The sequence below is a fragment of the Ectobacillus panaciterrae DSM 19096 genome (assembly GCF_000430785.1).
GTDB lineage: Bacteria > Bacillota > Bacilli > Bacillales > Bacillaceae_G > Ectobacillus > Ectobacillus panaciterrae.
This window is the reverse complement of the sequence record NZ_KE387249.1, coordinates 65,455-92,166: the sequence shown is the minus strand read 5'-3', so window position 1 is coordinate 92,166 and position 26,712 is coordinate 65,455. Positions and strand designations below refer to the sequence as shown.

General features: G+C 38.1%; 24 protein-coding genes. 17 read left to right on the top strand and 7 right to left on the bottom strand.

The genetic code is table 11. The annotated features are described in order from the left end of the window. Window positions 1–499 precede the first annotated feature (499 nt). From H540_RS0125905 to H540_RS0125875, 7 genes are read left to right on the top strand one after another with little or no spacing between them, the layout of a single operon-like run. Window positions 500–1,879 (top strand): sugar ABC transporter substrate-binding protein, encoded by a 1,380-nt coding sequence (locus tag H540_RS0125905; RefSeq protein ID WP_211241933.1) that lies wholly within the window; start codon window positions 500–502, stop codon window positions 1,877–1,879. A gap of 58 nt (window positions 1,880–1,937) precedes the next feature. Beyond that, the gene (locus H540_RS0125900) at window positions 1,938–2,831 is read left to right on the top strand and encodes a carbohydrate ABC transporter permease (protein WP_028403046.1); all 894 of its coding nucleotides are present in this window, start codon (window positions 1,938–1,940) and stop codon (window positions 2,829–2,831) included. Window positions 2,832–2,852: 21 nt separating this feature from the next. After that, on the top strand, window positions 2,853–3,698 hold the full coding sequence (locus tag H540_RS0125895; protein WP_051317282.1) for a carbohydrate ABC transporter permease: 846 nt from the start codon (window positions 2,853–2,855) through the stop codon (window positions 3,696–3,698). Next, the gene (locus tag H540_RS0125890) at window positions 3,695–4,768 is read left to right on the top strand and encodes an ABC transporter ATP-binding protein (protein WP_028403044.1); all 1,074 of its coding nucleotides are present in this window, start codon (window positions 3,695–3,697) and stop codon (window positions 4,766–4,768) included. The genes H540_RS0125895 and H540_RS0125890 overlap by 4 nt, the downstream gene beginning before the upstream one ends. Continuing rightward, the gene (locus H540_RS0125885; RefSeq protein WP_051317281.1) at window positions 4,765–5,571 is read left to right on the top strand and encodes an inositol monophosphatase family protein; all 807 of its coding nucleotides are present in this window, start codon (window positions 4,765–4,767) and stop codon (window positions 5,569–5,571) included. The genes H540_RS0125890 and H540_RS0125885 overlap by 4 nt, the downstream gene beginning before the upstream one ends. 9 nt (window positions 5,572–5,580) lie before the next feature. Further along, window positions 5,581–6,924: a hypothetical protein gene (locus tag H540_RS30940; protein WP_051317280.1), complete on the top strand. Its 1,344-nt coding sequence runs from the start codon at window positions 5,581–5,583 to the stop codon at window positions 6,922–6,924. Next, window positions 6,921–7,901: a tetratricopeptide repeat protein gene (locus tag H540_RS0125875; RefSeq protein WP_028403042.1), complete on the top strand. Its 981-nt coding sequence runs from the start codon at window positions 6,921–6,923 to the stop codon at window positions 7,899–7,901. The genes H540_RS30940 and H540_RS0125875 overlap by 4 nt, the downstream gene beginning before the upstream one ends. A 361-nt stretch (window positions 7,902–8,262) precedes the next feature. Here the strand turns inward: H540_RS0125875 and H540_RS0125870 are convergent, their stop codons facing one another. Then, window positions 8,263–9,450, bottom strand: coding sequence for an acetyl-CoA C-acetyltransferase (locus tag H540_RS0125870; RefSeq protein ID WP_028403041.1), 1,188 nt, complete (start codon window positions 9,448–9,450; stop codon window positions 8,263–8,265). Window positions 9,451–9,851: 401 nt separating this feature from the next. On the opposite strand from H540_RS0125870, the gene H540_RS0125865 reads away from it, so the two are divergent. The 3 genes from H540_RS0125865 (at window position 9,852) to H540_RS0125855 (ending at window position 11,876) form a co-directional block, all read left to right on the top strand. Then, window positions 9,852–10,418: an undecaprenyl-diphosphatase gene (locus H540_RS0125865; RefSeq protein WP_028403040.1), complete on the top strand. Its 567-nt coding sequence runs from the start codon at window positions 9,852–9,854 to the stop codon at window positions 10,416–10,418. 201 nt (window positions 10,419–10,619) lie between these two features. Next, a complete protein-coding gene (locus H540_RS0125860; protein WP_155891150.1) occupies window positions 10,620–10,796 on the top strand; it encodes a hypothetical protein in 177 nt (58 codons plus the stop codon). Between the two features lie 276 nt (window positions 10,797–11,072). After that, window positions 11,073–11,876 carry an alpha/beta fold hydrolase gene (locus H540_RS0125855; protein WP_028403038.1) on the top strand — a complete coding sequence of 268 codons (804 nt, stop codon included), beginning with the start codon at window positions 11,073–11,075 and terminating at the stop codon, window positions 11,874–11,876. A 153-nt stretch (window positions 11,877–12,029) separates the two neighbouring features. Here H540_RS0125855 and H540_RS30935 read toward each other — a convergent pair whose 3' ends face one another. The 5 genes from H540_RS30935 to H540_RS0125830 all read right to left on the bottom strand — a co-directional run bounded on the left by H540_RS30935 (window position 12,030) and on the right by H540_RS0125830 (window position 17,410). Continuing rightward, complete coding sequence (locus H540_RS30935) at window positions 12,030–12,767, bottom strand: phosphatase PAP2 family protein (protein WP_081415285.1); 738 nt, start codon at window positions 12,765–12,767, stop codon at window positions 12,030–12,032. A 19-nt stretch (window positions 12,768–12,786) separates the two neighbouring features. Beyond that, complete coding sequence (locus H540_RS0125845; protein WP_245592357.1) at window positions 12,787–13,974, bottom strand: MFS transporter; 1,188 nt, start codon at window positions 13,972–13,974, stop codon at window positions 12,787–12,789. Between the two features lie 15 nt (window positions 13,975–13,989). After that, a complete protein-coding gene (locus tag H540_RS0125840) occupies window positions 13,990–15,348 on the bottom strand; it encodes a HAMP domain-containing sensor histidine kinase (protein ID WP_028403036.1) in 1,359 nt (452 codons plus the stop codon). Window position 15,349: 1 nt separating this feature from the next. Continuing rightward, the gene (locus H540_RS0125835; RefSeq protein WP_028403035.1) at window positions 15,350–16,051 is read right to left on the bottom strand and encodes a response regulator transcription factor; all 702 of its coding nucleotides are present in this window, start codon (window positions 16,049–16,051) and stop codon (window positions 15,350–15,352) included. Between the two features lie 75 nt (window positions 16,052–16,126). Continuing rightward, window positions 16,127–17,410, bottom strand: a complete 1,284-nt coding sequence (locus H540_RS0125830; RefSeq protein ID WP_028403034.1) for a VTT domain-containing protein — start codon at window positions 17,408–17,410, stop codon at window positions 16,127–16,129. Window positions 17,411–17,675: 265 nt separating this feature from the next. Here H540_RS0125830 and H540_RS0125825 point away from each other — a divergent pair, with 265 nt between their 5' ends. From H540_RS0125825 to H540_RS0125795, 7 genes are all read left to right on the top strand, one after another. Beyond that, the gene (locus H540_RS0125825) at window positions 17,676–18,284 is read left to right on the top strand and encodes an undecaprenyl-diphosphatase (protein WP_028403033.1); all 609 of its coding nucleotides are present in this window, start codon (window positions 17,676–17,678) and stop codon (window positions 18,282–18,284) included. A 187-nt stretch (window positions 18,285–18,471) separates the two neighbouring features. Continuing rightward, the gene (locus H540_RS0125820; protein ID WP_028403032.1) at window positions 18,472–21,597 is read left to right on the top strand and encodes an efflux RND transporter permease subunit; all 3,126 of its coding nucleotides are present in this window, start codon (window positions 18,472–18,474) and stop codon (window positions 21,595–21,597) included. A gap of 72 nt (window positions 21,598–21,669) precedes the next feature. Continuing rightward, window positions 21,670–21,978 (top strand): hypothetical protein, encoded by a 309-nt coding sequence (locus H540_RS30930; protein ID WP_051317279.1) that lies wholly within the window; start codon window positions 21,670–21,672, stop codon window positions 21,976–21,978. A gap of 17 nt (window positions 21,979–21,995) precedes the next feature. Continuing rightward, window positions 21,996–22,274 (top strand): hypothetical protein, encoded by a 279-nt coding sequence (locus H540_RS0125810; protein WP_028403031.1) that lies wholly within the window; start codon window positions 21,996–21,998, stop codon window positions 22,272–22,274. Between the two features lie 247 nt (window positions 22,275–22,521). Next, entirely contained in the window at window positions 22,522–22,962 is a 441-nt protein-coding gene (locus H540_RS0125805) for an SMI1/KNR4 family protein (protein WP_028403030.1), read from the top strand. A gap of 505 nt (window positions 22,963–23,467) precedes the next feature. Further along, a complete protein-coding gene (locus tag H540_RS34980; protein ID WP_425388181.1) occupies window positions 23,468–23,713 on the top strand; it encodes a LuxR C-terminal-related transcriptional regulator in 246 nt (81 codons plus the stop codon). A gap of 249 nt (window positions 23,714–23,962) precedes the next feature. After that, window positions 23,963–25,240, top strand: a complete 1,278-nt coding sequence (locus H540_RS0125795) for a glycosyl hydrolase family 18 protein (RefSeq protein ID WP_028403029.1) — start codon at window positions 23,963–23,965, stop codon at window positions 25,238–25,240. A 436-nt stretch (window positions 25,241–25,676) separates the two neighbouring features. Here H540_RS0125795 and H540_RS0125790 read toward each other — a convergent pair whose 3' ends face one another. Next, window positions 25,677–26,552: a DMT family transporter gene (locus H540_RS0125790; protein WP_028403028.1), complete on the bottom strand. Its 876-nt coding sequence runs from the start codon at window positions 26,550–26,552 to the stop codon at window positions 25,677–25,679. Between the last annotated feature and the right edge of the window lie 160 nt (window positions 26,553–26,712).

Here is a 26,712-nt window from a genome sequence, read left to right as displayed (position 1 = left end):
AATTGCTCCTCAGAAGATATTCAGCATCGCCATCATTATGATGGGTGTCTATACTAGTTATTTAAATTGCCCTGAGGAAATAAATATTCAATTGTTAAACAAGCTTATTATAAATTTACATTATCTTTAAGTTTTAATAATATTGCATAAATATTTAAATTTTATAGTTATAAATGAAAAGAGGAATAAATCTATTGATTAAAAAATGGGGAAGCAAGAGAACCCCCTAAATTTTAATGGGATTGTGGGAACGTTCCCACATCTCATCCTAATCTTTTTGCAATTTATAGTATTCAATTAGTTAATGATAATGAAAAAGGCGGTGAAATGGTTACAGAATATCTTCATAAGCATATGAACCTATAATTTATAATAAGACAAGCAACAAATAGATTAATAATTCTTTGCTTTGAATTTATATGCATTTAACAAGTCAGTAATAATATCAAATTATAAAACATATGGGAACGTTCCCGGAAAGGTGTATGAGGTGAAAAACATGAAGAAAATGGTCTCAGCAGTTCTTGTCTCAGCAGTTTTAGGAGTAGGTCTTCTTTCAGGTTGTGGAAATCAAGAAGAGAGTGCAAATGCAAAAGAAGATGAAGTAGTGGTAATTAAGGCACAAACGGCAGGGGCTGAAAAAACGCGAGTAGATAACTTGGTTAAAGCCGCTGAAGAACTTAATAGCCAGCTGAAAAAGGAAGGGAAGCATACTACAGTTCAGGTAGAGCCTAACATCTTCCAAGGAAGTTGGGATGATTACGCAAAACAATTCATGTTAGCCTTTAAAGCAAAGAAAGAACCGGACATTTATGCTACAGGTCATGAAAATATTGGCTGGTTGGCAGACGGGCATTATATTCAAACGTTAGATGATGTAAAGAAAGATAAATCCTATTCCGATGTATTCCCAAAACTCTGGGATTCCGTTAAATACAATGGACATGTTTATGCAGTTCCACAGGATACGGAAGCAAGACCTGTATTTTATAACAAAGATGTTTTAAAGAAGTTAGGATGGTCAGATGATCAAATCAACAGCCTTCCTGAACGTGTTAAGAAAGGTGAGTTTACTTTAGAGGATATGACTAAATTGGCTGAAGAAGCAAAGGCAAAAGGATTGGTTCAATATGGAGTTATCCATCGCCCGGTAGATGGCCCGGATTTCCAAGAAATTGCCTATGATTACGGTGCCAAGTTATATGATGAGAAAGATAACAAAATTGTTCTTGATAAAAAAGCTGTTGCGAAACAATTAAACTACTTCCATGATCTTGCACAAAAGAAATTGCTCCCGGACAACCTTACATCGATGGACTGGACAAGCGTTCATAAAACGGTTGTAAACGGGAAATCCCTGTTCTTCTACGGTGGAATTTGGAATGTATTTAACTGGAGTCAAGATAACTTCCATGATCAACTCGGAAAAGTAGATGCGAAGTGGGTAGATGAACACTTCGGCATGATGCTAATTCCTGCAGCGGATAAAGGCGGAAAACCTGTAACATTATCCCACCCGTTTGTGTATACTGTGTCTTCTCAAACGAAGCATCCAGAATTAGTTCAGCGATTATTAAAACTGGTTGCAGATTCAAAACTTCAAGCCGAGCATGATGTTACTACTACACATTTACCGGTAACGAAGAAAGCCGCAGAGGAACCGAAATTTAAAGAAAACATTACATTGAGCAAGGTTACTTATATGCTGGACTATACAACTTTCTTACCAAATGCCCAAGGATTCCCTACATATTCTAAGGCTATTTTTGGAGCTATCCAAGCTGTCGAATTAGGTAAGAAAACACCAGAAGCAGCATTAAAGGATGTAGAAACAGAACTAAAATCTTCTCTAGGCGATAAATTAAAAGTAGTTGAATAAAAACATTGCTACCGTACCTGGCTTTATGCCAGGTACATACATTTAAGGAGGAAATTCGATGCTTTTTTTCCGAAGATGGGGCTTGCCTTTTGTCATGCTAGGTCCATTTACCTTGTTAATTGCCATCTTCTTTTTTGTGCCAGTCATTTTAATTACAATTTTGGCGTTCACGAATATGGATTCTTCCATGCAATGGACATTTAATGGGTTGGCTAATTTTAAAAGGTTGTTCCATGACCCTAACCTCTTGGAAATCCTTAACCATACACTGGTCTATGTTTTTTTTACTCTATTTATTAACGTTGTATTTGCTTTAATTTTGGCTATTATCACCACATATTTTATTCAAAAAGAGTCGGTTAGTTTGTTTATTAGGACAGTTTGGATGCTTCCGCGCATGTCCCCCCCAGTCGTCTATGTTTTACTATGGCTATGGTTCTTAGATTCGAGTTCTTATGGTGTACTTAACAGCATCCGGTCTCTTATGCATCTGGAGCCTAAAGCTTGGTTGACAACCCATCCAATGCTAGTTGTCATTTTAGCCAATGGGATTATTGGAGCGTCTTACGGTATGATTATCTTTTCTTCTGCTATTAAATCTATACCACAGGATTTATATCAGGCAGCAAAGGTTGATGGGGCATCTATCTGGTCAATAATTGGAGAGATTATTATCCCTTCCTTACGTTGGCCCATCATGTTTGTAACTATGTGGCAATTACTTTCTTTACTAACCTCCTATGAATATATTCTTCTGTTGACTAAAGGGGGACCGTTACATGAAAGTGAAGTGCTTTCTCTTTATTCTTTTCATAATGCTTTCCAAAACTTTGAATTTGGCTATGGTTCAGCCGTTGCTTTAGTTCTTGTTGTTATCGCGCTGATGTTCTCCTTTATTTTGTGGAAAGTATTTGGGATGAATAAAATGGTAAAAAATTCACGTGTTGATTAAGGAAGGGGATCTCAACGTTTTATGAAGTGGATACGTAAATCACCTTATGCTATTGCCTATATTATTTTAGGTGTTACAACATTTCCAATTCTTGCGATGTATATTTGGCTAATCCTAAATTCATTTTCAGAGAAAATGAAATATGGTTTTATTCCTATTCATTTCACATTGGAAAATTGGAGATTCCTTTGGTCTAATATCAAGCAGGGAGGAACAGTATATCCTAGTATTTGGACGGCAACGTGGAATTCCTTTTTCTTTTCCGGAATGTTAACGTTACTCGAAGTCGTTATTGGATTAATGGCTGGATATGCACTGGCTCGTCTCAGCTTTCCTGGACGCCAGAGACTCATGCAAGTGACTCTGCTATTGCATGCATTTCCTAGTGTAGCGTTGTTAATTGCAGTATTTTATATTTTAAATTTCTTAGGTTTGTATGACACATTGTGGGGAGTTATTTTGGTCAAAACTGCTCTTCAAATACCGATGACTGCATGGATCGTTAAAGGATTCTTCGATGAGGTGCCTTGGGATGTTGAATGGGCTGGTTTAATCGATGGATGCAGTCGCCTAAAGGTTTGGTATCAAATTGTTCTTCCTCTTGTTAAACCGGGGATTGCTGCGGTTACAATTTTTTCATTTTTATCTGGATGGTCCGAATTTCTTCTTTTATATAGTTTTATAGTCAGTGATGATAACGTGACGTTGTCTGCTTATCTCCAAAAATTAATTAGTGATCCGAACCTAATTAATTACGGATTACTTAGTGCAGTTTCCTTATTTTATATGTTACCTATTATTGTCTTGTTTATCACAACGCAGAAATCACTGTTACAAGTAAGTGCTAGTGGAGGAAAAAGGATATGAAAATTGAACTAAGAAACGTTTCAAAGTCGTTTCATAAAGATGCCAATACTATTGAAAATTTAAATTTAACCATTCCTGATGGAGAGTTAGTTGCTTTACTTGGCCCTAGCGGTTGTGGGAAATCAACTACAATGCTCATGATTGCAGGGATTTATAAACCAAATGATGGAACAATTTTATTCGATGATGAACCTGTTAATGATTTAGAACCGAAAGATCGAAACATTGGAATGGTTTTTCAAAGTTATGCGTTGTACCCACATATGACGGTTCTAGATAACATTGCTTTTCCATTAAAGCAAATGAGGGTGCCCAAGGAAGAGCGTTATCACCGAACGAAAGAGGCGGCAAAGAGGGTACATCTTGAAAATTTCCTGGAGCGTAAACCTTCTGAGCTATCAGGTGGACAACAACAACGTGTTGCGCTAGCAAGGGCAATTGTAAAAGAACCGCGCGTTTTATTATTGGATGAACCTTTATCCAATCTTGATGCCCGGCTGAAAATCGAAATGAGGGAAGAAATACGCCGCCTGCAAAAGGAACTTGGTATCACAACAATTATGGTTACGCACGATCAAGAAGAAGCTATGACGATGGCGGATCGAATTGCTGTAATGAAAGAGGGAGAGATTGTGCAATACAGTACGCCTATCGATTTATATCAACAGCCTCAAAGTTACTTTATTGCTCAATTTATTGGTACACCGCCGATGAATTTCTTAAAGGGGACACTATTATCCAATGGAACTTCCTGCGAATTCAAGATGAGGGAAACCGTACATGCTTTACCGATAGCTCCGCCTTTTCAGGGTGAGAAAACTGTTTACTTTGGAGTTCGTCCTCATGACATTAGTATTGGTTGCGAGGGAGATCTTCAATTGAAAGGGAAGGTGTTACTCACAGAATCCTTAGGCCATGCTTCGCTAATTAGTGCAGAAGTGGAACAAACCTATATTCGTTTTATGACCTCACCGCAATTAAGACCGGAGATCGGAGCTATCCTTGACTTAGCGATAAAGAAAGACGCACTTCATGTGTTTGATATGAAAACAGGGGAAAGGCTCGGATGAACATGAAAAACGAATATCTTAAGTCAGCTATTCAATTTGCGAAAGAGGCAGGGCAACTCATTTTAGAAAATATGAATCAAAGCAACACCATTCAACAGAAACTAAATCATGCTGATCTTGTAACAGAAGTAGATCAACTTAGCGAAGATTTATTACGGAAGCAAATTAAAACAATGTATCCTGACCATTGGATTTTATCCGAGGAAGCAACTGGACAAGAAGATCCTTTTGAAATCATAAAGAAGGAAAAGAGCGGAATTGGTTGGATTATAGATCCTATTGACGGAACAACTAATTTTATTCATAGAATCCCTCATTTTGCTGTATCGATCGGAATTGTTAATGGGGGAGAACCGATGATTGGTGTAGTGTATAATCCTGCAACGGATGACCTTTACTATGCCGTAAAAGGTGAAGGTGCTTTTCATAATGAAACATCAATACAGGTAAGTAAAGAAAGCGGAATTCAACAAGCTGTGCTTGCAACAGGATTTCCATCTAAAGAATGGAAGGAAAACTCATCCGTCAGCAAGCAAATACATGCGCTAACTGGGAAATGCAGAAACATTCGCTTACTAGGAGCTGCCAGTTTAGACTTATGTTTTGTCGCCAAAGGATTAATATCGGGGTTTTGGCACGATGAACTTAACCCATGGGACACAGCTGCTGGGTTGCTCATTCTTCAGGAAGCCGGCGGCAAAGTAACCACGCGCTGCGGTCAACTGTATAATCTTGAAAACCGTACACTCGTAGCATCAAACGGATTTATTCATGATTCACTTCTGAAACTTCTTCAATTTTAGGAGGCTATGATGGAACATTATATTCAATCCTACTCTTTCCCAGGTGGCCCTATTACGTTAAACGTAAGCCAGGGGTATGCTTGTCAATTCAATTTGAATGAACCCGGAGAGGTAATTCTAGATGTAATCGCTTCTGTCCCAAACGGTGACTGGGCAATACGGGGCAAGGAATCAGCCTTTGTTACTATTTATGTAGATGGGAACTACAATCAAGATTTCATTTTTTACTATGGTGCGGAACAGTTCTTATATCAACGATTGCTCGGACGGCTAGAAGCAGGGGAGCATAAGATTACTTTTTTGTTTAAGGAAGAGCATTCTTCTGCTGAGATTAAGGAAGCTTGTTTTCATAAGGTAGAGGTTCGACAAATTAAGGACAAGGATCCGGATTCTATTTTTTATCGACATACGCCATTAATTTATGGACGTAATGTCAGCCATCCGTATGAAAGTACCTTTACGGATACGCCTCTATTAATTTACTACTATTGCGATCAGCACGATGATATGTCTATGACGTTAGAATATCATGTTATTTTCAGTCATGAGGATTGGGGAACTACTGCTCCTGCTCTTATGTCGAAATGGGGAAGGACAACGGATATTGAATGGGTATATCGCGTACGGATTGACGCTGTAGGAAATATAGTTGAAGATGAACGTAAGATTGAAGAATTCCAAGGACCTGAACATGTAACAACGATATTTCGTGGAAGCAGGGAGTTAGGACAACACCCGGTATTGCAGGCCAAAACCTTAAATGGAAATGTATCAGACGATATTAGTTCCAACTATCGTTATATGTTACGACCGGCTGTACGTCTCTCACGTAAGGTGAACCGTGAAGCGGTAATGAATATGTTTCTGTGGACATATCGAGTAACTGCAAAAGAAATGTTTCGTCAGGAAGCATTGGAACAATTGTCAAATCCCCAGAATCCTTTTTTAGCGGATCAACGAAATTATTTGTTCCTACAAGTCGCTCGTCATTCAGTAAATGGAAATCACCGTATCGGTAGGATAGATATTCGCGTGAAATTAACGGAAGATAAACAAATTTATACATCCATCGACGGATATCCGGAATTAGCTTATGAAAGTGTAGACGGACCCTTCTCAACTACGGTTAAGTTACCACAAGGAGCTACAATAGAGCAAATTGAGAATATTACAGCTTGTTATGTACCTATCGAGGAAGCAGCAGAAGATTATCGGATTGTTATTCCAGGTATACGTACAGCGTTTTTCCTAGGTAATGATTTCATGCCTATTCGACCTATGATTACATCAACACGAATCGTCGAGATTTCGGAAAAGCAACCGGAGGCGATTCTTTGGGAGAGAGTGAAATGATTGATATCTATACGAGCGAGCTCAGGAAAGCAGGAGAAGCATTATTAGAGCAAGTAAGGGACGGAAAAGTTGAAAATAAGGATTATTTCCATCTGGGCGTTGAATTACTTGAAATCCTTCAACACACAAAACCCGAACAAATGGAATATGTTAATATGCAAGCAGAATATTATCATTTAGATGGAAACCTTCGCCGGGCAGGGGAGAAATACCGTCGGGTGTTGGAGATAGACCCCGTTCAAGAATGTACAGAAGAAGACATTCGCCGAATAAAAAAGTTTTGCCCGATTTTGATGACGACTCCAAAAGAATGTTTCCCATTAAAGGATGTAGTGGCTATTCACCATCCAACGAAACCTTTGATTGGATACCATTTGTTCTGGGAAGATGATTATGATTTTCCCGATGATTATGAACCTTGCGATCACGAGGAATTATGGATCGAATATAATCCAACTCAGGACGTAATTACTAAAGTAATGACATTTTTCCACAGTCGTGTACTTGAATCTACGTTAGCGGTGGAAGAGGCTCACGAAAACGGACAACGCCCGATTATCAGGATTGAATGGGGGAAGCATGGATCCTTATTAGCTGGTTGGAAGGATATGCAAGAACCGCTTACTAGAGTATCCCTCGAGGAATGGATTACTAAAACATATGAACATGTAAAAGCAGGCGGACGTGTTTCAACCCATCCACTTAAGAAATATTGGCCTAAAGGATTTGATGGAACATTTGCGGAATATATAGATTTTTCTATTTCTGTTGATCCTCTTAGTTTTCTAAAGAAGAAGCCTTACATGTTTAAAACAAAGTGGGTAAACGCATCAATTTTCACTCAATGCCTACTATATAATTTTCATCCCAAAATGGAATGGCCAGATCGCTTTTGGACAAGCCTAGATGAAAATGGCATAATACAGAATCTACAGAATCGGAAACATAGCAGTTACCAAGTTGTATCGAAAGAGTAAGCGGGTATTGAGATAGTAAGTAACTTTACAAATCTATATACAAGTGAATAAAAAACCGTCTTTTTATAGTGGGGAGAGATCATCCGGCGACGTACAGAAGCGGTCAAACCTTTGTAGTGATTCATGCAAGGGTAAACCAGAGAGAAGAAGTATGCAATACTCCCTTTTCGTTGCACATGGCACATGGACATGTCGAAATTATAATTCACTCATATATAGTAACAAAATTTGTTTACTTACTTTCGATAATCTGGGTTATGTAAACACAATACCCTCCTATCTAAAAAAGATAGGAGGGTATTCGATTATGATCTAGCCTAGAAAATCATAGATTTCTTGTACCAGAACTTTCTCACATGATTTAGCTGCGCTCTACAATTGTCGCTACCCCTTGTCCGCCGCCGATACAAAGTGTTGCTAATCCTGTCTTGCTATCACGTTTTAACATTTCGTGAATAAGTGTTACTAAAACGCGGGCACCGCTGGCACCGATTGGATGCCCTAGCGCAATAGCGCCGCCATTTACATTTAATTTTTCTTTATTAAAATGAAGTTCCCGATCCACAGCAATAGATTGAGCTGCAAAAGCTTCGTTTCCTTCAATTAAATCGATATCTTCTAATTGGATAGCTGCTTTTTCAAGAGCTTTTTTCACTGCTTGAACAGGACCGATTCCCATAATGCTTGGATCCACACCTGCATTCGCATTCGCTTTTATCGTTACTAATGGTTTAATTCCTAATTCATCTGCTTTTTTACGGCTCATTACGACAAATGCTGCAGCACCGTCGTTAATTCCTGAAGCATTAGCAGCTGTGACAGATCCGTCTTTTTTAAACGCTGGACGAAGTTTTCCTAATCCTTCTGCTGTAGCGCCGAAACGAGGAAATTCGTCTTGAGCAAATACTGTTACTTGCCCTTTTCGACCTGGTACTTCTACGGGAACGATTTCATCAGCAAAGCGATTCGATTCGATTGCAGCTTGAGCCTTTTGCTGACTCCAAGCAGCGAACTCATCTTGTTCTTCACGTGAAATGCTATATGTATCACAGAGATTTTCAGCCGTAATTCCCATATGGTAGTCATTGAAGGCACACCATAATCCATCTTGAATCATGCTGTCTACTAAGTTTTGGTTCCCCATCTTAAATCCGTTGCGAGCCCCATTCAGCAAATAAGGAGCTTGGCTCATATTTTCCATGCCTCCTGCCACAACCACTTCTGCATCCCCGGCAAGAATAGCTTGTGTTGCTAAATGAACCGCTTTTAGACCAGATCCGCATACTTTATTAATAGTAAGGGCTGATACCTCTTGAGGTAAGCCTGCAGCAATAGCAGCTTGTCTTGCTGGATTTTGTCCTAGTCCAGCTTGTAAGACGTTCCCCATGATGACTTCATCTACTTGATTTACATCTACCCCAGCTTTTTCAAGTGCTCCTTTGATGACAACTCCACCTAACGAAGGCGCGGAAACATTTTGTAAACTACCTCCGAAACTTCCAATTGCAGTTCTTACAGCACTTACAATAACAACTTCTGTTTGACTCATGTCGAAATCTCTCCCTTAACATTGATGACTGTTGATTTATTTCCTCGACGTTACATATTAAATATTAAACAGCGAAAATCCTCTTAAATAACAATAATAATTTTCTTCATTTTCCGACAAATTTTGCGTTTCGTATACATCTACGATATATTTATTCTTGTCTTTTCTCTATTTTTCAGGATAAACTCCTCGACTCTTATGTCCGCTTATAAGAATATCCATGATGGAAATTCTGTTATTATATTTTGAAACAAAAAGCAGACATGTTTAACGCGGCGTATGTTAACTTGACATGAATCGAGTTGCAATATCGTACGATACAAGTAGAAGTAATACATATTTACTTTTTATACGTAAATACTACCAATAGTATTTGGAGTAACATTGAAGGAGACATTCTTATGAACTACAGGATATTTAGAGCTATTAACCAATTAGTCGGCCGTTATCCGCTTTTAGATAATATGATGATAACAATTTCTCAAAAAGTACGTTATTTGTATGCCTTTTTATTCATCTTAATGTGGTTTCGTAATAATGTTTATAAAAAAATCACGTTATATGCAGGGATATCTGCAGGAATAACATTATTTATAAATGGTTTTATAAGACGGTTCTATTTTAAACCTCGTCCATTTTTGAAACACAATGTACGTGTATTACCTCCATCCCCATCAAAAATGAATTCTTCATTTCCAAGTAAACACACAGCAATAGCATTTGCAGTAGCAACTTCTGTGCTTTTTTATAAGCGTTTATTGGGTTGTATTATGTGGCTATTAGCTTTTTGGGCAGGATTCTCGCGCATTTGGATGGGACAACATTATCCATCTGATATTATAGGTAGTGCCTTACTGGGGAGTTTAAGTGGTGTAGTGGTTAACAATACTTTGCGGGTATGGAATCCTTTCATTGTATGGACTATACATACCTATAATCGTATCTGTTCTTTGATAAAATTTCGTTAAGCTAACATGAAATAGGAAATATAAACTCAAAAACGCTGACTACTATCATCAGCGTTTTCCTTTCGTATCAGTTTTATGTACATTTTTCACATGTTTTGAGCATTTAGGAGCTGGAAATTTGTTTTCAGTATGGAGTATTTTCATTCGTTGTATATTATAAATGGCTTACAAAAGCCTATTCCAAAAAAGGATGTGACAGTATTGTTTAACGTTATTGGGCTTGGAAGAAGAAGACGTTCTAATATCGGTACATGGTCAACAATAGCAGCTTTAGGTGTTGGGGTAGGGGTTGCTTCCTATGCACTCAGACGTAATCAAGGAGGCCAAATTAAAAACATGCTTCCGAACCCAGGCAATAAGCAAGGTACATGGGATTGATACAAATTCACCTTTGACTATTATTTTTTTATGTTTAAAACTTGATAATAGGGCGATAGAAGGAACTCGACTGATGCAAATCGGTCGAGTTTTTAAAAATGATTAGAGCCTTTTGTTATGAATGGGCGATATAGATGTATCAAAATTATGTAAATAAAGAACGTATTTCTCTAACCATTTTTTATATTTAATATAGCAAGTCATATAAATTCTTCTGTAAGATAAAAGGTCTTATACTATGGGGAACGATTTCAGGATATTGAGGTGATTGAATATATGCCAATGCTGGATGTGGATGGTATTAGTTTGTATTATACAGTTAAGGGAAAAGGGATTCCGATTGTTTTTATTCATCCCCCTGTACTCACTCACGTGAATTTTAAGTACCAAATAGAGGAATTATCCCAAAAGTTTAAAGTTATTACTTTTGATATTAGAGGTCACGGAAGGAGTCAGTATTCAAGACAACCGATAACCTATCCGCTGATTGTTGAAGATATTAGACATCTGTTGGATCATCTGGAAATCAATAAAGCATTCATATGCGGATATTCGACCGGAGGCTCTATCGTATTGGAATTTTTGGCGACTTATGCCGACCGGTCCTTAGGAGGCATTGTAATTAGCGGAATGTCTGAAGTGAAGGATAGGCGCCTAAAGAATAAGATTTCTTTAGGGATGGCACTTGCGAAAGCAGGAGCCGTTTCTGTCCTGGCTCTATCCATTTCAAGGAGTAATTCGAATACACTAGAGTTGTTCATAAAGATGTTTAAAGAAGCCCGAAAAGGAGATGCAAGAAATATCGAGCAGTATTATCGTTATAGTTTGCACTATAATTGTACCAGCCAGCTAGAAAACATTGATCTTCCGATTTTGCTGGTCTATGGTAAGGAAGATCAAATATTTTATCATTATGCCAAGCTGTTGCACGAAAAATTGCCATGTAATGAATTAAAGTTCATTGATAATGTAAAGCATCAGATTCCTACAAAAGCAAAGATTGATTTAAATGAAATGATTAAGCAGTTTGTCTATATCCATAACGAGATGAATAGGGAGGAAACTTTCTCTTTACCATAAAATAGATCATACAATTAGAAGAACCATTACAGTGAGCAATGAGATGTATGCTCTTTGCAAAGAAATGTGATACATAATTAAGAAAGGCCAGGAGGAGTTATCATAACTAGATAACTCCTCCTGGCCTTTGAACATATAATCATTTATTTTTGTTTAGTTCGAGTTTTGTTTTATCATCCGTTTATTATGCCTTTTCTGAAATCGTTGAAAGAACCAAATTGGAATTGCAATCCAAGAACAACGAAAGAACCAAATTGGAATTGCAATCCAAGAACAACGAAAGAACCAAATTGAAATTGCAATCCAAGAACAGCTGGCTAAATAACCACCCAGTACATCACTTGGATAATGAACTCCCAAATATATACGGCTTATCCCAATCGCAAGAATCATGATTGCACTAACTAAAATTAAAATGCTACGGCCGAATGAACTTTTAACATGCCGCCACAGCAAAAAAGTGACTATTCCATACAAACTAAAGGCTGCCATCGAATGTCCGCTAGGGAAACTGAATCCATTCGCGTCAACAATGCGATGAATAGTTGGTCGGGCACGATGAAATATGATTTTTAATATCCAATTTAAAAGTGCCGATCCGATAACAACCCACACGAATAAAATCAACTCTCTTCGGTGATGCAAAACCTTATATAAAAAGAAGATGATCGCTAACGTAAGAAAAACAACTGGAAATCCCGCCCCGATGAAAGTAAAGAATTTCATAATACTGGTAAGCGTTGGAGATTCCAATCCTTGAATGAAAGAAATGACAATATTATCAAACTCAATAATTTTCTTATCACTAATAAGCAGCGCGATGAATCCAAATGCGCTGGCACACAAAAGACTAATAAAGAATGCACGGGTTAGTTGCAATTTCAAATTCATTTCGTTAAAACAAACCTCCTTAAATGCGCAAGATCATCATTAATAGGGCAGCGATTACGGCAATCGCACTGCTCGTACTGAAAGCGGCCATAGGTCCAAACATCTGCCATAGATAGCCTGCCATAATACTTGCTGGCAATGCCGCCAAACCGGTCATGGCATTGAAGGTACCCATCGCTGTGCCTCTTTGCCCTTCGGGTACAATATCAGCAATATAAGCTTTTTGTATTCCTTCGGTAAAAGCGTAGTAAAATCCATATAAAATAAACAATACCCAAATCCAAGAAACACTTTTTGCTATACCAAATCCAAAGTAAATGGCTGCAAAAATCAAAAACCCGGAAATGAGGACGGGACGACGACCAATACGGTCAGATAACATTCCTATAGGCATCGAAAAGATACTGCTACTCATATTCAATGCGAAAAAAGCTAGTGGAATCAAAGCGGGAAGCATCCCTGCGTCCTGTGCCCGTAAAGCTAGAAAAGCATCAGAGAAATTACCCACCGTAAAAAACGTGAAAATCAAAGAAAACCAAATAAAGCGACGATCTAGATTTCTAAAACCTATTTTCGGAAGGTTTGCTTGTTTTACATTTTCTCTTCGATCCTTTTCTTTCAAAAAAAAGATGATAAGTATAACTGCCAGAATCCCAGGAATAACGGATAGCCAGAATACGAGACGATAATTCCCTGCATAAATAGCTAAAATCCCAAAAGCAGCCAATGGTCCTAATGCTGCACCCAAGGCATCCATAGCACGGCGAAAACCAAACGCTTTCCCACGCTCTTCTTTCGTGGTGGAGTCTGCAACGAGCGCATCACGCGGCGAAGTTCTTATTCCTTTACCAAACCGATCAGAAAAACGAATGATAAGAACCTGACTCCAGGAGGCGCTTAACGCGAAAAGCGGTTTTGTCAAATTGGATAGACCATAGCCAATTAACATGAGTAGCTTATGTTTACCCAGGCGGTCCGTAATCCAGCCGGAAAACAATTTTAAAACACTGGCAGTGCTCTCGGCTATTCCTTCAATGATACCGATTGACCCTACCTGTACGTGTAAAACGGACGTAAGATATAGAGGCAGGATAGGCATAATCATATTACTCGATAGGTCAGTAAATAAACTGACAAAGCCAAGTACAAGAATCATCGGATTCATTGTAAATAGCCCTTTTTTGTTAGGTTCAGCCGAAGAATTCATTTCATCACCTCCACTTTATTGATTCGTATAGGAAACCGGTAAAAGCAAGTCCACTTCTGTTCCTTTTCCTTCTTCACTTCGTATCTTAATTTCTCCCTTATGCTGTTTCATAATATTTTTTGCGATAGCTAGTCCTAATCCCGTCCCTCCTGTCTCTCGGCTCCTTGCTTTATCGACTCGATAAAATCGTTCAAAAACATGTTCTACATCTTCCTTTGGAATACCAGTCCCATAGTCTCTTACCCGTATCAAAGCATACTCTGCGTTCTTCTCTAAAAACACTTCAATTTTGTCAGAACTATATTTGATGGCATTATCGAGCAATATGATGATGACTTGTTTTATCTTTAGTTCATCTGCTTTAACTACGATAGGAGCTTGACTGTAATGGAGTGTAATTTCCCTTTTATACACATCTTTGAATTGCTGTAGAATGCTGTGACATAGCGATATCAAATCCAATGATTTTACTTCTAAAATATTTTCTTTTTCTGACGCAGCTAAATCTAGTAATGCTTCTGTCATTTTTTGCATTCGAGTTGCTTCTGAATGAATTGCCTCAATCGCTTCTATTGTGATTTCTTCGTTTTGTATACCTCGTCTTCTTATTAAGTTGGCGTAACTCCTAATGACTGTAAGAGGAGTCTTTAGTTCGTGGGAGGCATCCGAAATAAACTGTTTTTGTTTTTCGGAATTTTCTTGTAGCCTCCTGATCATACGATTAAACGTTGTAGCCAGTTTTTCAAGTTCGTCTTTTGTTTGTTTATGAATGGTTATTGTTTTTGGAACACCGCTCTTTTCAATATCTTCCATCGTTCTAATCATATTAGAAATAGGTCGCATAATAATATTTGATAACCATCTTCCCCCGAGAAGAGATAATATAATGGCGATAGCGGAACAAGCAATAAGAATAGATAATAAAATGTCTTTTCTCGTTTCAAGTCCGGTTAAACGCTCACCCATCTCCAAAGTTCCCACAACATCATTATGCGAAGTAATAGGAACGCGAATGATCAAGATTTGCTCCTCGCGAATTTTGCGTAGCTGTGACTCAGACTTTTTAGAGAATTTACCTTCTATATCAGATAAATGATTATCATTCGTGACTTGGCTTTTAACATGAGAATCAGGATTTACAATCCGAATGAAAGAATGGTCGACTAAATATGATTTTAATGTGTCTTCTGTCAGCGTCGTTGCATTTTTTTTATGAAGTTCTTGTATAATATCGTGTGCTTTTTGAAACAGCACTTCTTCCTCCATATTCACAGTCGTCTTCATAAAAGAAAAGAATACAACAACGTTTATAATCAGTAATATGCAGAGTAGCCAAGCTGTCGTTATCAGATTGATTTTTGTTGTGATCTTCATATTAATTCTCCCTGATGGCATAGCCTACTCCTCGGATTGTATGAATTAATGGAGAAGAAAACTCCTCGTCTATCTTCTTTCTAAGATGCCGAATATACACGTCGATTACATTCGTTTCGCCTTCGTATTCATATCCCCAAACATGAGTAAGAATGCCTTCACGTGTTACAATCTTGTTTTTATTAGTAAGCAAATACACTAATAAATCGTACTCTTTGGGAGTTAGTGAAATGGATTTCTCATTCCTTGTCACTTCTCTCGTATCGATGTTTATCGATAAATCAGCAATAGATAAAAAAGGGGGGGATTCATTTGATGGAGCACCGGCTGTGATCATGGTGCTCGAACGAATACATGAACGTATCCGTGCAAGAAGTTCTTCCATTTCAAACGGTTTTGTAACATAATCATTTGCCCCTTGGTCCAAGCCCATGACTTTGTCTAACGTTGTATTCCGGGCTGTTAAAAGGATTACCGGTACATAGATATCTGCTTTTCTTAATCGTCGCAATACTTCTATACCACTGAATTTCGGCAACATTACATCCAGCAAGATCAGATCTATGTTTGCGTGTAAGGCTACTTCTAATCCTGATTTTCCATCATGTTCCACTAACACTTCATATCCTTCATACTCAAGTTCTAACTTTAAAACCCTTGCTATTTGCACTTCATCTTCTATGACTAAAATACGTTTGTTCATAATCTCCTCTTCTTTCCGCATTCATTACCCGACATGTTCCCCGTGAAAACGGTCTGTATACACTGGATATTACATTTACTTACTTATTGTAAGGCGCAACATCTCAAACAGCAAGAAGTTCAAAAACATCCACACTGCGCCGTATACATATCCGCCTGCGATATCACTCGGAAGTACATGATAAAGCGCAATGTTCGAAATAGCTACACATAATAAAAGTAAGATACCCAGGATGGGACCAACAAATTGTATATACGTATTCTTCAGATGGCGTAGCGTTAGAAATAAGCACGTGCCATATATAATGATGGTGATTGTTGCTTTTTCATCCGGAAAAGCAGGAGAGCGAGTTGCTGCTTCTTTTCCAACAAAATGAAAATACGACAGTCCATGTAAGATCGCATTATGATATATGTGCGCCCCTAGTATAGTGATAGTCAGCAAAAGGCCTTCAAGCCATCTATTCCTCCCTTTTCTCCAAATGGCTAAAATCGTAATAATAATTAGGACACTAAATACGATGGGAGACTGCAACACAAGGAGTCTTCTCATACTACTTATCCATCCTGTTTGGAATATAGAATGGACAATATATGCAGTAACTTCATTAAACTGAGTAAATTCATTATATAAGTAATCCTGCGCAAGTCCGAGCATTAAGATAATCATTCCTAGCAAGGCCAGTGTAAGACCGATAAGGAATACTTTCGTTGCCCGGATGGTTCGAAAGTAAGACATGATCCTGTTAAGCAGTCGTACGAAAAAGCTTTTGATTTGATTCTTATAAAATCGGTAAGCTAGTAACGCTCCTAAAACTAAAGCAAGTACAAGGATAATGATGATCAGATATCGACCGGCCGATTTATGGAAGTCCTCCCAGCGCGGTCCTAATATTTTCCCGAGTGTAATAAAGCAAATTCCCCATAAACTTGCCCCTATATAAGCTGGAATAAAAAAGGTTCGATACGGCATTTTGGAAATGCCGGATACGTACCCTGTAAAGTGCCGAATCCCGGGAATGAAGTACGCAAACAACAATAATTTACTACCAGACCGTTCCATCCAGGCAGCTGTTTTGTTATATGTTTTAGGACCTAGGTGAACATACTTCCCGTACTTCTCAATGAGTCTATAGCCACCCATCCTTCCGATCCAGTATGTGATTGTGATGCCAATTCCCCCTGCAGCGATCGTTGTTAAAAGAGCCAAAGTATAATCCATTTTTCCTTGAAACACGAAGTATCCGGCATAACTCATAAAGAATTCACCTGAAATAGGAATCGCAATAAGTTCAAGTACGATCACTGCAAATAAAATTAGATAACTGTGATGCTCAAATATTGAAATAAAATGTTCCATGTCATTCCTCCGAGCCTGATTCTTTTTCGTTCTTATCTTTTAGGTAACAAAAGATGCTTTGCACATGCAATTGGTTACCAATTGTTTTTGTCTTCATTTTTAAACCACTATAGCACTAAACTCTCGTTTCTTTTTCTTTTTTAATCCATTTTTAATGTAATTTTCATAGGATGTTCAGGTTCCCTCGATACACTCAGAATGCATGTTTTGGTCAACTTGATTTTACACGAGGAACCAAAACCATATAAGCAAGGAGATGAACAATATGAACTATGAAATATTTCAATGGATTAATGGTTGGTCCGGTCATTCCTCTTATCTAGATAGAGGAATGATATTCATCACTAATAGCGTTCCTTATGTCGCAATCGCACTTATGTTGTTCCTATGGTTTGCAAACAAAGAAAAACGAGCGGAAAAACAGTACACAGCTGTATATGCTGTCTTTTCTTGCTTACTGGGATTGTTCATAAACGCAATCCTGCACCTTGTCTACTATCATCCACGTCCATTCGTAACACATCATGTTCACCAGTTAATACCGCATCCAGCCGATTCTTCGTTTGTAAGTGATCACGCGGTATTAGTATTCTCTATAGCATGTACGATGTTGCTGCGAAACGATTCGTGGAAGTATCCCGTATTAGTATGGGCTATCATTGTTGGTATTTCACGTGTATTCGTCGGAGTCCATTATCCTGCGGACGTGATTGGTGGCGCTCTTATTTCATATGGGGCAAGCATATTGATTATGCAGTCCTCCAAAAAACTGGAGCCTTTGGTACAAGTAGTGTTCTACATGTATAACAGATTAACGAAACATATCCCTTTCCTAGCTAAGTACAGCTATAAAGATCTACATCAGGAAAAATGAGGATTTTTTCTAATGAAAAAGAGGCTGTAATAAGAGTACAAGGCTCTATGATTACTTGATAAACAAACTTTTTCTTATTATGGGGAAATGTTGTATTTTCTATTTTTGTCTCTTTTGATGTACTGTAATTTACTTATTTTGAATTTTGAAGATTCCATTTACATGAATGAAACAAGGAGATAAGAGAATGAAGAAGATTGTTGAGGGAACGATGCAACGAGGCATATTAATGATTGTTTGTGCTCTCATTATATTGGCTTGGGGGGGCATTTCTGCTTTCCAAATGCAGCGCGACTACTTACCAGGAATTAATAATAACACTCTTACAGTAAGTATGCGTGTTCCTGCGGAGCAAGCAGATCAAATCAAGAAGGAGATTACAGACCCGCTTGAGAGTGCTGTACAAACTACAGACGGATTAGCGAACGTAGAGACAACCTCATATGATGGTGGTTTGTTTATGAGTTTGTATTTTCCTATGAATTTTGACATGAAGAAAGCGGAAGATGAAGTAAATAAAGCATTGGCAAATGCTCAGTTACCGCCTACTGTTACAGCGAAACCAACTGTGACGAGAGTAACTACAAGTTCATTTCCTATTTTAACGTATAGCTTAACAAGTTCTAAGTTTAATGAACAAGCACTGCGCTCTAACGTACAACAAGACATTGTGAAGCAAATGAAATCTGTACCAGGTGTTTCAGATGTGAGCGTCTTTGGAGGAGCAAAAGATGGGTTTGTGTTAACCGTACGCATGAAAGAATTAGTAAAAAACGGATTAACACTAGATGATATCAATAAAGCATTAGCTACATCTCTCCCAAGTTTGCCAAAAGGAACGATGTTAAATAATCAATTATCCATCCCAGTAAGCTTCGATGGATTAACACTAGATGAACAACAAATTAAAAATGTACTTGTTAAAAATACGGAAGGGAAATCCGTACCTTTATCATCGATCGCAGATATCTCTCATTCCTTAAATGATATGAAGACCGTGTCTAGAACAAATGGTCAAGCTAGCGTGGTGCTAAACGTCATTAAAACACCTTCTGCTAATATTACCGACGTAGCAGAACAGGTAAAAGATCGAGTGCAACATCTTGCATCCGTTAAAAATGGTGACGTTTCGTTACATGCCTTATTGGATCGTGAACAGGAGTTAAACAGTTCCTTATTTGGGTTAGTTCGAGAAGGATTACTCGGCTGTTTATTCTCTATGATTTGTGTCTTTTTCTTTTTCCGTAATGTTCGATCCACTTTACTCATCGCAATCTCATTACCGATTTCTTTATTGGCAACAACTGCGATATTGAAATCTATGGGTATCACGTTAAATATCTTAACGGTTTCCGGTCTGATTGTAGCGATGGGACGAATTGTGGATGATTCGATTGTCATTTTGGATAACATGTACCGTAAAAGAGAAGAATCGAACGAGAAAGCTTTACTTCCATTACTGGCGTCTGCCGTAACGGAAATGTTACCTGCAATTCTCGCGTCCACTTTAACAACCATTGCAGTATATATACCAATCGCCATGGTAGGAGGCATTATAAGTGCATCTTACAGCGGATTTGCTTGGTCAGTGGTCATTGCGCTTATTACTTCATTCTTTGTTGCGATGTTCGTTATCCCAGCTTTAGCATTCATGGGCTGGAAAGGTGCTCCATCCAATAAAAAAACGGTAAGCATGGAGCCGATAATGAAGCCGATTTTACAATCTGCTTTTAAGCGTAAAAAGACAATGTTATTCGTATCCGGAATCATCTTTATCTTCGCAGCCGTTTATGCTGCATTTCTCCCTGTCAGCTTTTTGCCAAGCGCTAAATCTGGTCAAATTGCTGTTAAGATGGAACTACCTAAAGGAAGTACCTTACCAGAGGTAGATGCGGAAGTTCAAAAAGTAGAAAAAGCTTTACAAACAAATGCTAAGGTAAAATCCTATTCATCTAGCTTTGGGTCCACGATGACCCCTCAAAGTGATGATGTATTTGACCAAGGTGGAGGATTTATTCAGAATCCAAATGTTGCGAATCTGTCTATTGCATTGAAAGATGCTAAGGATGCTGATTCAGTTATTACCACATTGCAATCAGAGTTACCACATCTTTCTGATAAAGTAGCATACACTGTGACCAGCCAGAATATCTCCGGCGACGATTCTCAAATGAAACTATTGCTGACTGGTGCAGACCAAGCGACACTGGATCAAACTGCTCAAACAGTTCGAACCGAGTTAGCAAAAATATCTGGATTAAGCGTAGATGGAAAAGTAGATCTAACGAATGGGTTACCAAAATATAAAGTAATTTTAAATCGTTCAGCCATTGAACAACGAGGTGTGAATGTTGCCGATATCCTGAAAGTAGTAAACAGATATATGGTACAGACAAAAGATGCAACTATCACGATTGATCACAAGAGCCTTCCAGTAGACGTATACCTAGATCAAATTTCTTCTGGACAAGATGCAAAGGTTCAGCTTAATGCTTCGCCAAGCGACGTAATGTCCTCACTGGCAGGTGAAACATTTAAAGCGAAAGATGGAAACAGTGTAAGATTTGACCAATTAGCAACGATTACAAAAGATGCATCTCCGTCTACAATTAGTGAACGAGATGGTCAACCATTCTCTGTCGTTACGGCTCAAATTACATCGAATGACATTAGCAAAGTTTCAGGCCAAGTGGATCAAACACTGCAAAACATGAAGCTTCCGAATGGTGTAAGTTATTCTATGGGAGGCATATCAGAACAAGTCAAACAAATGATTTTTGATATGTCAGTTGCTGTAGCGTTCTCCATTTTATTAGTGTTACTGATTACTTCATCAGTATTTAAAGGCTGGAGAGCTCCACTAGCTGTACTCCTCAGCATTCCGCTTGCCTTAAGTGGTGTAGTAGTTGCACTGGTATTATTCGGCGGGGAGTGGAACTTAGCTGCCTTAATTGGTGTGCTGATGCTGACGGGAATCGTGGTAACGAACGGAATTGTATTAATCGACAAGATCGAACGAAACCGAAAAGAAGGAATGGATGTAAAAGCAGCTGTATTACAAGGCAGTCTGTCTAGGATTCGACCAATCTTGATGACTGCCGGTGCTACAATCCTTACGTTATTACCTCTTGCGTTCTCACATAGTGCGGATACTGTAATTTCTCAAACGCTAGGAATCGTGGTAATCGGGGGGATGATTACGTCCACATGTAACAGTTTTATTATTATCCCAATTATGTACGAATGGCTCCATAAGAAGTATGTTCCTAAAAAACTAGCAGTAACAGAAGCTAGAACACAGGATATGCGCTAAGCTCATGAACATTAAAACACCCGGGTTTGAGGATACCTCCGAGCCCGGGTATTTTAACAGAGTAGTTATCCATTGGAAAATAAGTTTGTTGTGATAAAAGGAAACAGTCCCTTTACAAGTTTTACACGTAATAGTGAGGTCATTGGTACATACGGGGATAAAGCAATAGAAGTAGACTTACCTGCTTTAAGACAAGCTATCCGTAGTGGAGAAGTGAAGAATGTTGCAATACTGGCTCCAAAGCAGATTGAAAAATTGATTGAACGGGATACTACAACTTCGGACTTCTGGAAAAACAAAGCTTTATCATGGACAAAAAGGGATTCAGAGTATCTAATAAAAGGAGAAATTCCAAAAGAGTTCTTTAAAATTAAAGAGTAGGGAAGGATGGGACAGTCATGAAACTGTACTTCAAGAAAGAGTGTCTAGGCTCCATTCTTAATGTAAGCGCAGAAGGAACATGGATGTTTGGTACAATAGAGCCAAATGAAAATATGAGCAAATTTCAAGAATTTTTTGTTAAGCTTATTGACGAAGAAGGGTTTGTAGAAGAAGATATGAATCCTGAATGGTTAGATGAAGTAAATTGGTTTATCATGAATGACCAACAGGAACTGAAGGGTATCGAGTTACCAGCTATTTATGAAGATGGTGAAATCAATTGGAGATGGAGATAATATTGTAATGAAAAAGTGAGGAGAGATACCTCACTTTTATTATCGGATCACACACCCCTCTGCCGAAGAGCGAATAGTTTGTACCGCCTGAGATATGGGGTTTGCGTTCTATTTTATCTTCACAGAATTCACGGGTTCTTTAACCGTCAAAACACCGGTATCAACGAGTATGGATTGAGCTCTTCCTATCAAATAGGGAAGATTTTTAAGTGCTCTTATGAAGAAAAGGAAAAAAGGGTGGTTAAAGATGAATGTAAAACCTTTTGGTAAAGCAACAGAAGAATCAATCAGACAGTTAGAACAACTCTTAGGGTTCACGCTTCCGGAAGATTATAAAAGATTTTTAAGTGAATATAATGGGGGCACTTCTAAAGTTAGATACAGTACATTCTTTGTTAAGGAATTGAATCAAGAAATTCCTCTAGACGTTTTATATGGTGTAGATGTGAAAAGATCTTTTGATTTAAGTACGTGTTATGAAGAATTCGAAGAAAATATGTTACCGAAAAGTTTAATAATAGGTGACGACCCGGGATCAGGATTGATTGTACTCATTACAGATGTTGAAAACTACGGTGTGTATTATTGGGATCACTCTTTTTATTTCCCGCAATCAAGCGAAGTAGAAAATACTTATAAAATTGCCGATAGCTTTAAAGCGTTTATTAGTAGGTTGAAAAATCCCTAATTATAGGTTTAGATAATTTGATTAACAAGTCGATAGTTAAGTAAATTGTACTCACTTTTGATAATAAGAATTTATGTGAAATTAAAGCATTCATATCATATTTTATAAGACTGTGAAGTAACTCTTCTTCACAGTCTTATTTTGTTCCTTAGTGATTGTAAACAAGTGAATTTGTGTGAAAGCTGGAAGGAAATTATAGAAACGACAGAAATTTCTCTAGATAACAGATAAATTAATTTATCTTTTTATTTTACTAATAAAAACTTCTGGAGGGATGTGTGTAAGAAGAATTAAGCATATGCAACTCTGACCATGAATACAATAGTTCCGAACATCTATACATAACGCAACTACAAATAAAACCCGCCCTCCAAAAAAATCCCACCCAAATTCATGCACTACAAGTGTCATGCTTTCATACAATACAAAGACTAAATAGATACCCAAATCCCAATTTGGCTCTGGCGTAGGCAAGGAGGGTTATAACAGTTGAAGGAAAAAGACTTTGGATCCTCGGCTTACGAAAAGGGAACGCGAAGTATTCGAGCTGCTTGTACAAGACAAGACGACGAAAGAAATCGCCGGCGAATTGTTCATCAGCGAGAAGACGGTGCGTAACCACATCAGCAATGAGATACAAATGCAAACAAAGTTGGACAAGCTAATCAATTCGGATAGATGGCTGTTGAACATTATTAAAGAAACGTATGATAGATATATAGAGGACGTGGTAATTGATACATTGGAATAATTTCTGAGGGTGTTAAGACTATACTGTTTATTGACCAAAAAACAGATCGTATTATATCAGCGTTTCTGCAATATTAATAAATTATAAAAATAAGAGACACTCCAGCTAAAATTTAATACATAAAAACCTCACAGAACATTTTCACAAGTGTTTAGTTTTGCTGCGCAAAATTATTTTTCTTATAGAGCTAAATATCTATAGTATCGATGTCATAAAGTATATAAAAGTGAAATATGAGGAGGCGAGCCTATGCAAATACACGTGGTACAAAGGGGAGATACCTTATGGGCACTTTCAAGATATTATAATGTTGACATGAATCAAATAATCAAGGCGAATGGACTAGAAAATCCCCATACTTTAGTAGTCGGTCAATCACTTATCATTCCTACACCTGATTTGATAAGTCATATCGTTAATGTAGGAGATAGCCTCCCGTCAATCGCCCAGCAGTATGGAGTCTCGGTACAATCCATTTTACAAGCAAACAAACTTAATATTTACTCCCCGATTTATCCAGGGCAAAGCCTAATCGTCCCTACAAGTTCCCGGACAAAGATTGAGGTAAATAGTTATACTACGAATATGAGTGATAAAGGGGCAAAAGAAATCGCAAATGTAGGGCAGTACCTTACTTATCTTACCCCGTTTACGTATACTTTCAAAAAAGACGGTACCGTTATCACGATAAACGATAAATCTATTTTAGCAGCTTCCAAGGCTCAACATATAGCGCCTCTTCTTGTTCTCGCAAACCTTGCGGATGGAAAATTCGACTCTGACCTTGTGGCAGCTATTCTTCGTAAACCTAATCTACAAGAAACGCTTATTACAAATATACTTAATATAATGAGGAATAAAGGCTACACTGGTTTAAGCTTTGATTTTGAATATATATATCCAGAGGATCGCGAGAATTATAATGCGTTTTTACAGCGAGTAGTAACTAAGTTGCACAAAGAGAGGTTCTCTGTTTCTGCAGCGCTGCCACCGAAAGTTAATGACGAACAAAAGGGATTGCTATACGAAGCACAAGATTATACCGCTCAAGGGAAAATTTTAGATTTTGTTATACTCATGACTTATGAATGGGGATGGGCTGGCGGACCGCCATTGGCAATTGCTCCAATTAATGAAGTGAAACGTGTTTTGAATTATGCTGTTACAGCCATTCCGCGCAATAAAATCCATATGGGGATACCTTTATACGGAAGAGACTGGAAAATACCCTGGGTTCAAGGAACATTTGCAAGGGTCGTCAGTAATCAAGAAGCAATTCGAACGGCTGCCAAATATGGTGCCGAGATCTATTATCATGAAACATATCAGTCTCCCTTTTTTCGTTATACCGACGAAACGGGCCAACAACATGAAGTCTGGTTTGAAGATGCGCGCAGTATACAAGCAAAATTTGATACAGTGAAACAATATGGTATTCGCGGTATAAGCTATTGGAAATTGGAAAATCAGTTCACACAAACTTGGGTAGTTCAAGATTATAATTTTCAAGTACAAAAGCTGTTATAAGATCTTTATTCTGAAAAGTATGGTCGGTAACATTTTTAACAAAAAGGATTAGTTATGGGATGTTTAACTTTGCATTCAGACTGATAAGCAGGCTTTGATACAAAGCAATTCAAATCAGAATCCAGAAATCTTTAATTGTATAAGTTAAATCTTAAAAGCAGAAGATTGTTTTTTAGTTCCCAAATGAGCTTAGGAATGCTAAAGCGGGATTGCAGAAGAAGGGGAAAGATACAGAAAGAAAATCGAAGTTTATTACTGGCTGTATAAGGAAATACGAACATCAACTGAATCGAATAAACTAATTTTTCTGGGACAGGGTATGGCTATGGTTATCCATACCCTGTCCCATATTATCTATATCCGTATGATTATCCTTATGTGCCTACAGTTACGTATTACTAAGAGGCATTAGTTTTATGCATTATTTTTATAAATTCTACTTTGTTTCTTGGATAACTAATAAAACACCACTGAGAATTAGGATGGATCCTATCCAAAACGTTACACCTATATTCTCTCCTAGAATAAGCCATCCGAGTAATGTCCCAACCAAGGGTTGAAAGAAGAAAAATAACCCGCCGCTTGAGGCGTTAAGCATTTGTAACCCGCGATTCCAAAGTAGGAATCCACCAGCCGTTGAGACAACGCCCAAATATAAGACCCCTCCCCAAATAGTCGGATGAGTCAGTTGATAGATATTAATTTCGTGTAACCGTCCCAAAACAAAAGGGGTCAGCATAACTATGGCGACCAAGATTGAATAGGTCGTCACCACAATTTGCGAATAGTTACTTGGAACACGCTTTATAAGAACGGACATGAGGGCCCATGTTAAAGCAGCAACAAGCAGTGAAATACCACCAAGTTGATTGGATATATCCATATGACCCTTTCCAACAATGAGCAATACCCCCATTGTTGCTAAACAAACGGACAGTCCCTTTTTTACATTCAACCGTTCTTTAAGCAGTAGACGGGCAAAAATAACCATAAATGCTGGTGTTGAAGAAGTGATAATTGCCCCCATTTGTGCTGAGGATAGTTTAGTCCCTATTTCCTGAGTAACAATAGAAATAGTGTTGCCAATTACCCCAATTGCTATGATTAATAGGAGATCACGTCTATGAATTCGCCATGATTGTCGTGTCATCAAACCGATAATGAGGAGTGCGATGATAGCCACCAAATATCGCATCCAAACCAATTCCAATGGAGGTATGATGGATACTACAATTTTAACAACGACGTACATACCGCCCCAAATACTGGCAGCTAAAGCTAAATATATAGAACCTAACCAGGTGTTTTTCATTTTTTGTACCCTCCGTCTTTAAGTTTAGGTCAAGAATGCCCCTAACGGAGAGAGGTAGTCACCTTCACTCCACTAAGGGCGGAGGAGTGCTACTGGTACATCGTTTTCAAATAACGGAGTCCAATACATTTTGATTCACCTCTAGTTCAATTTAAATACT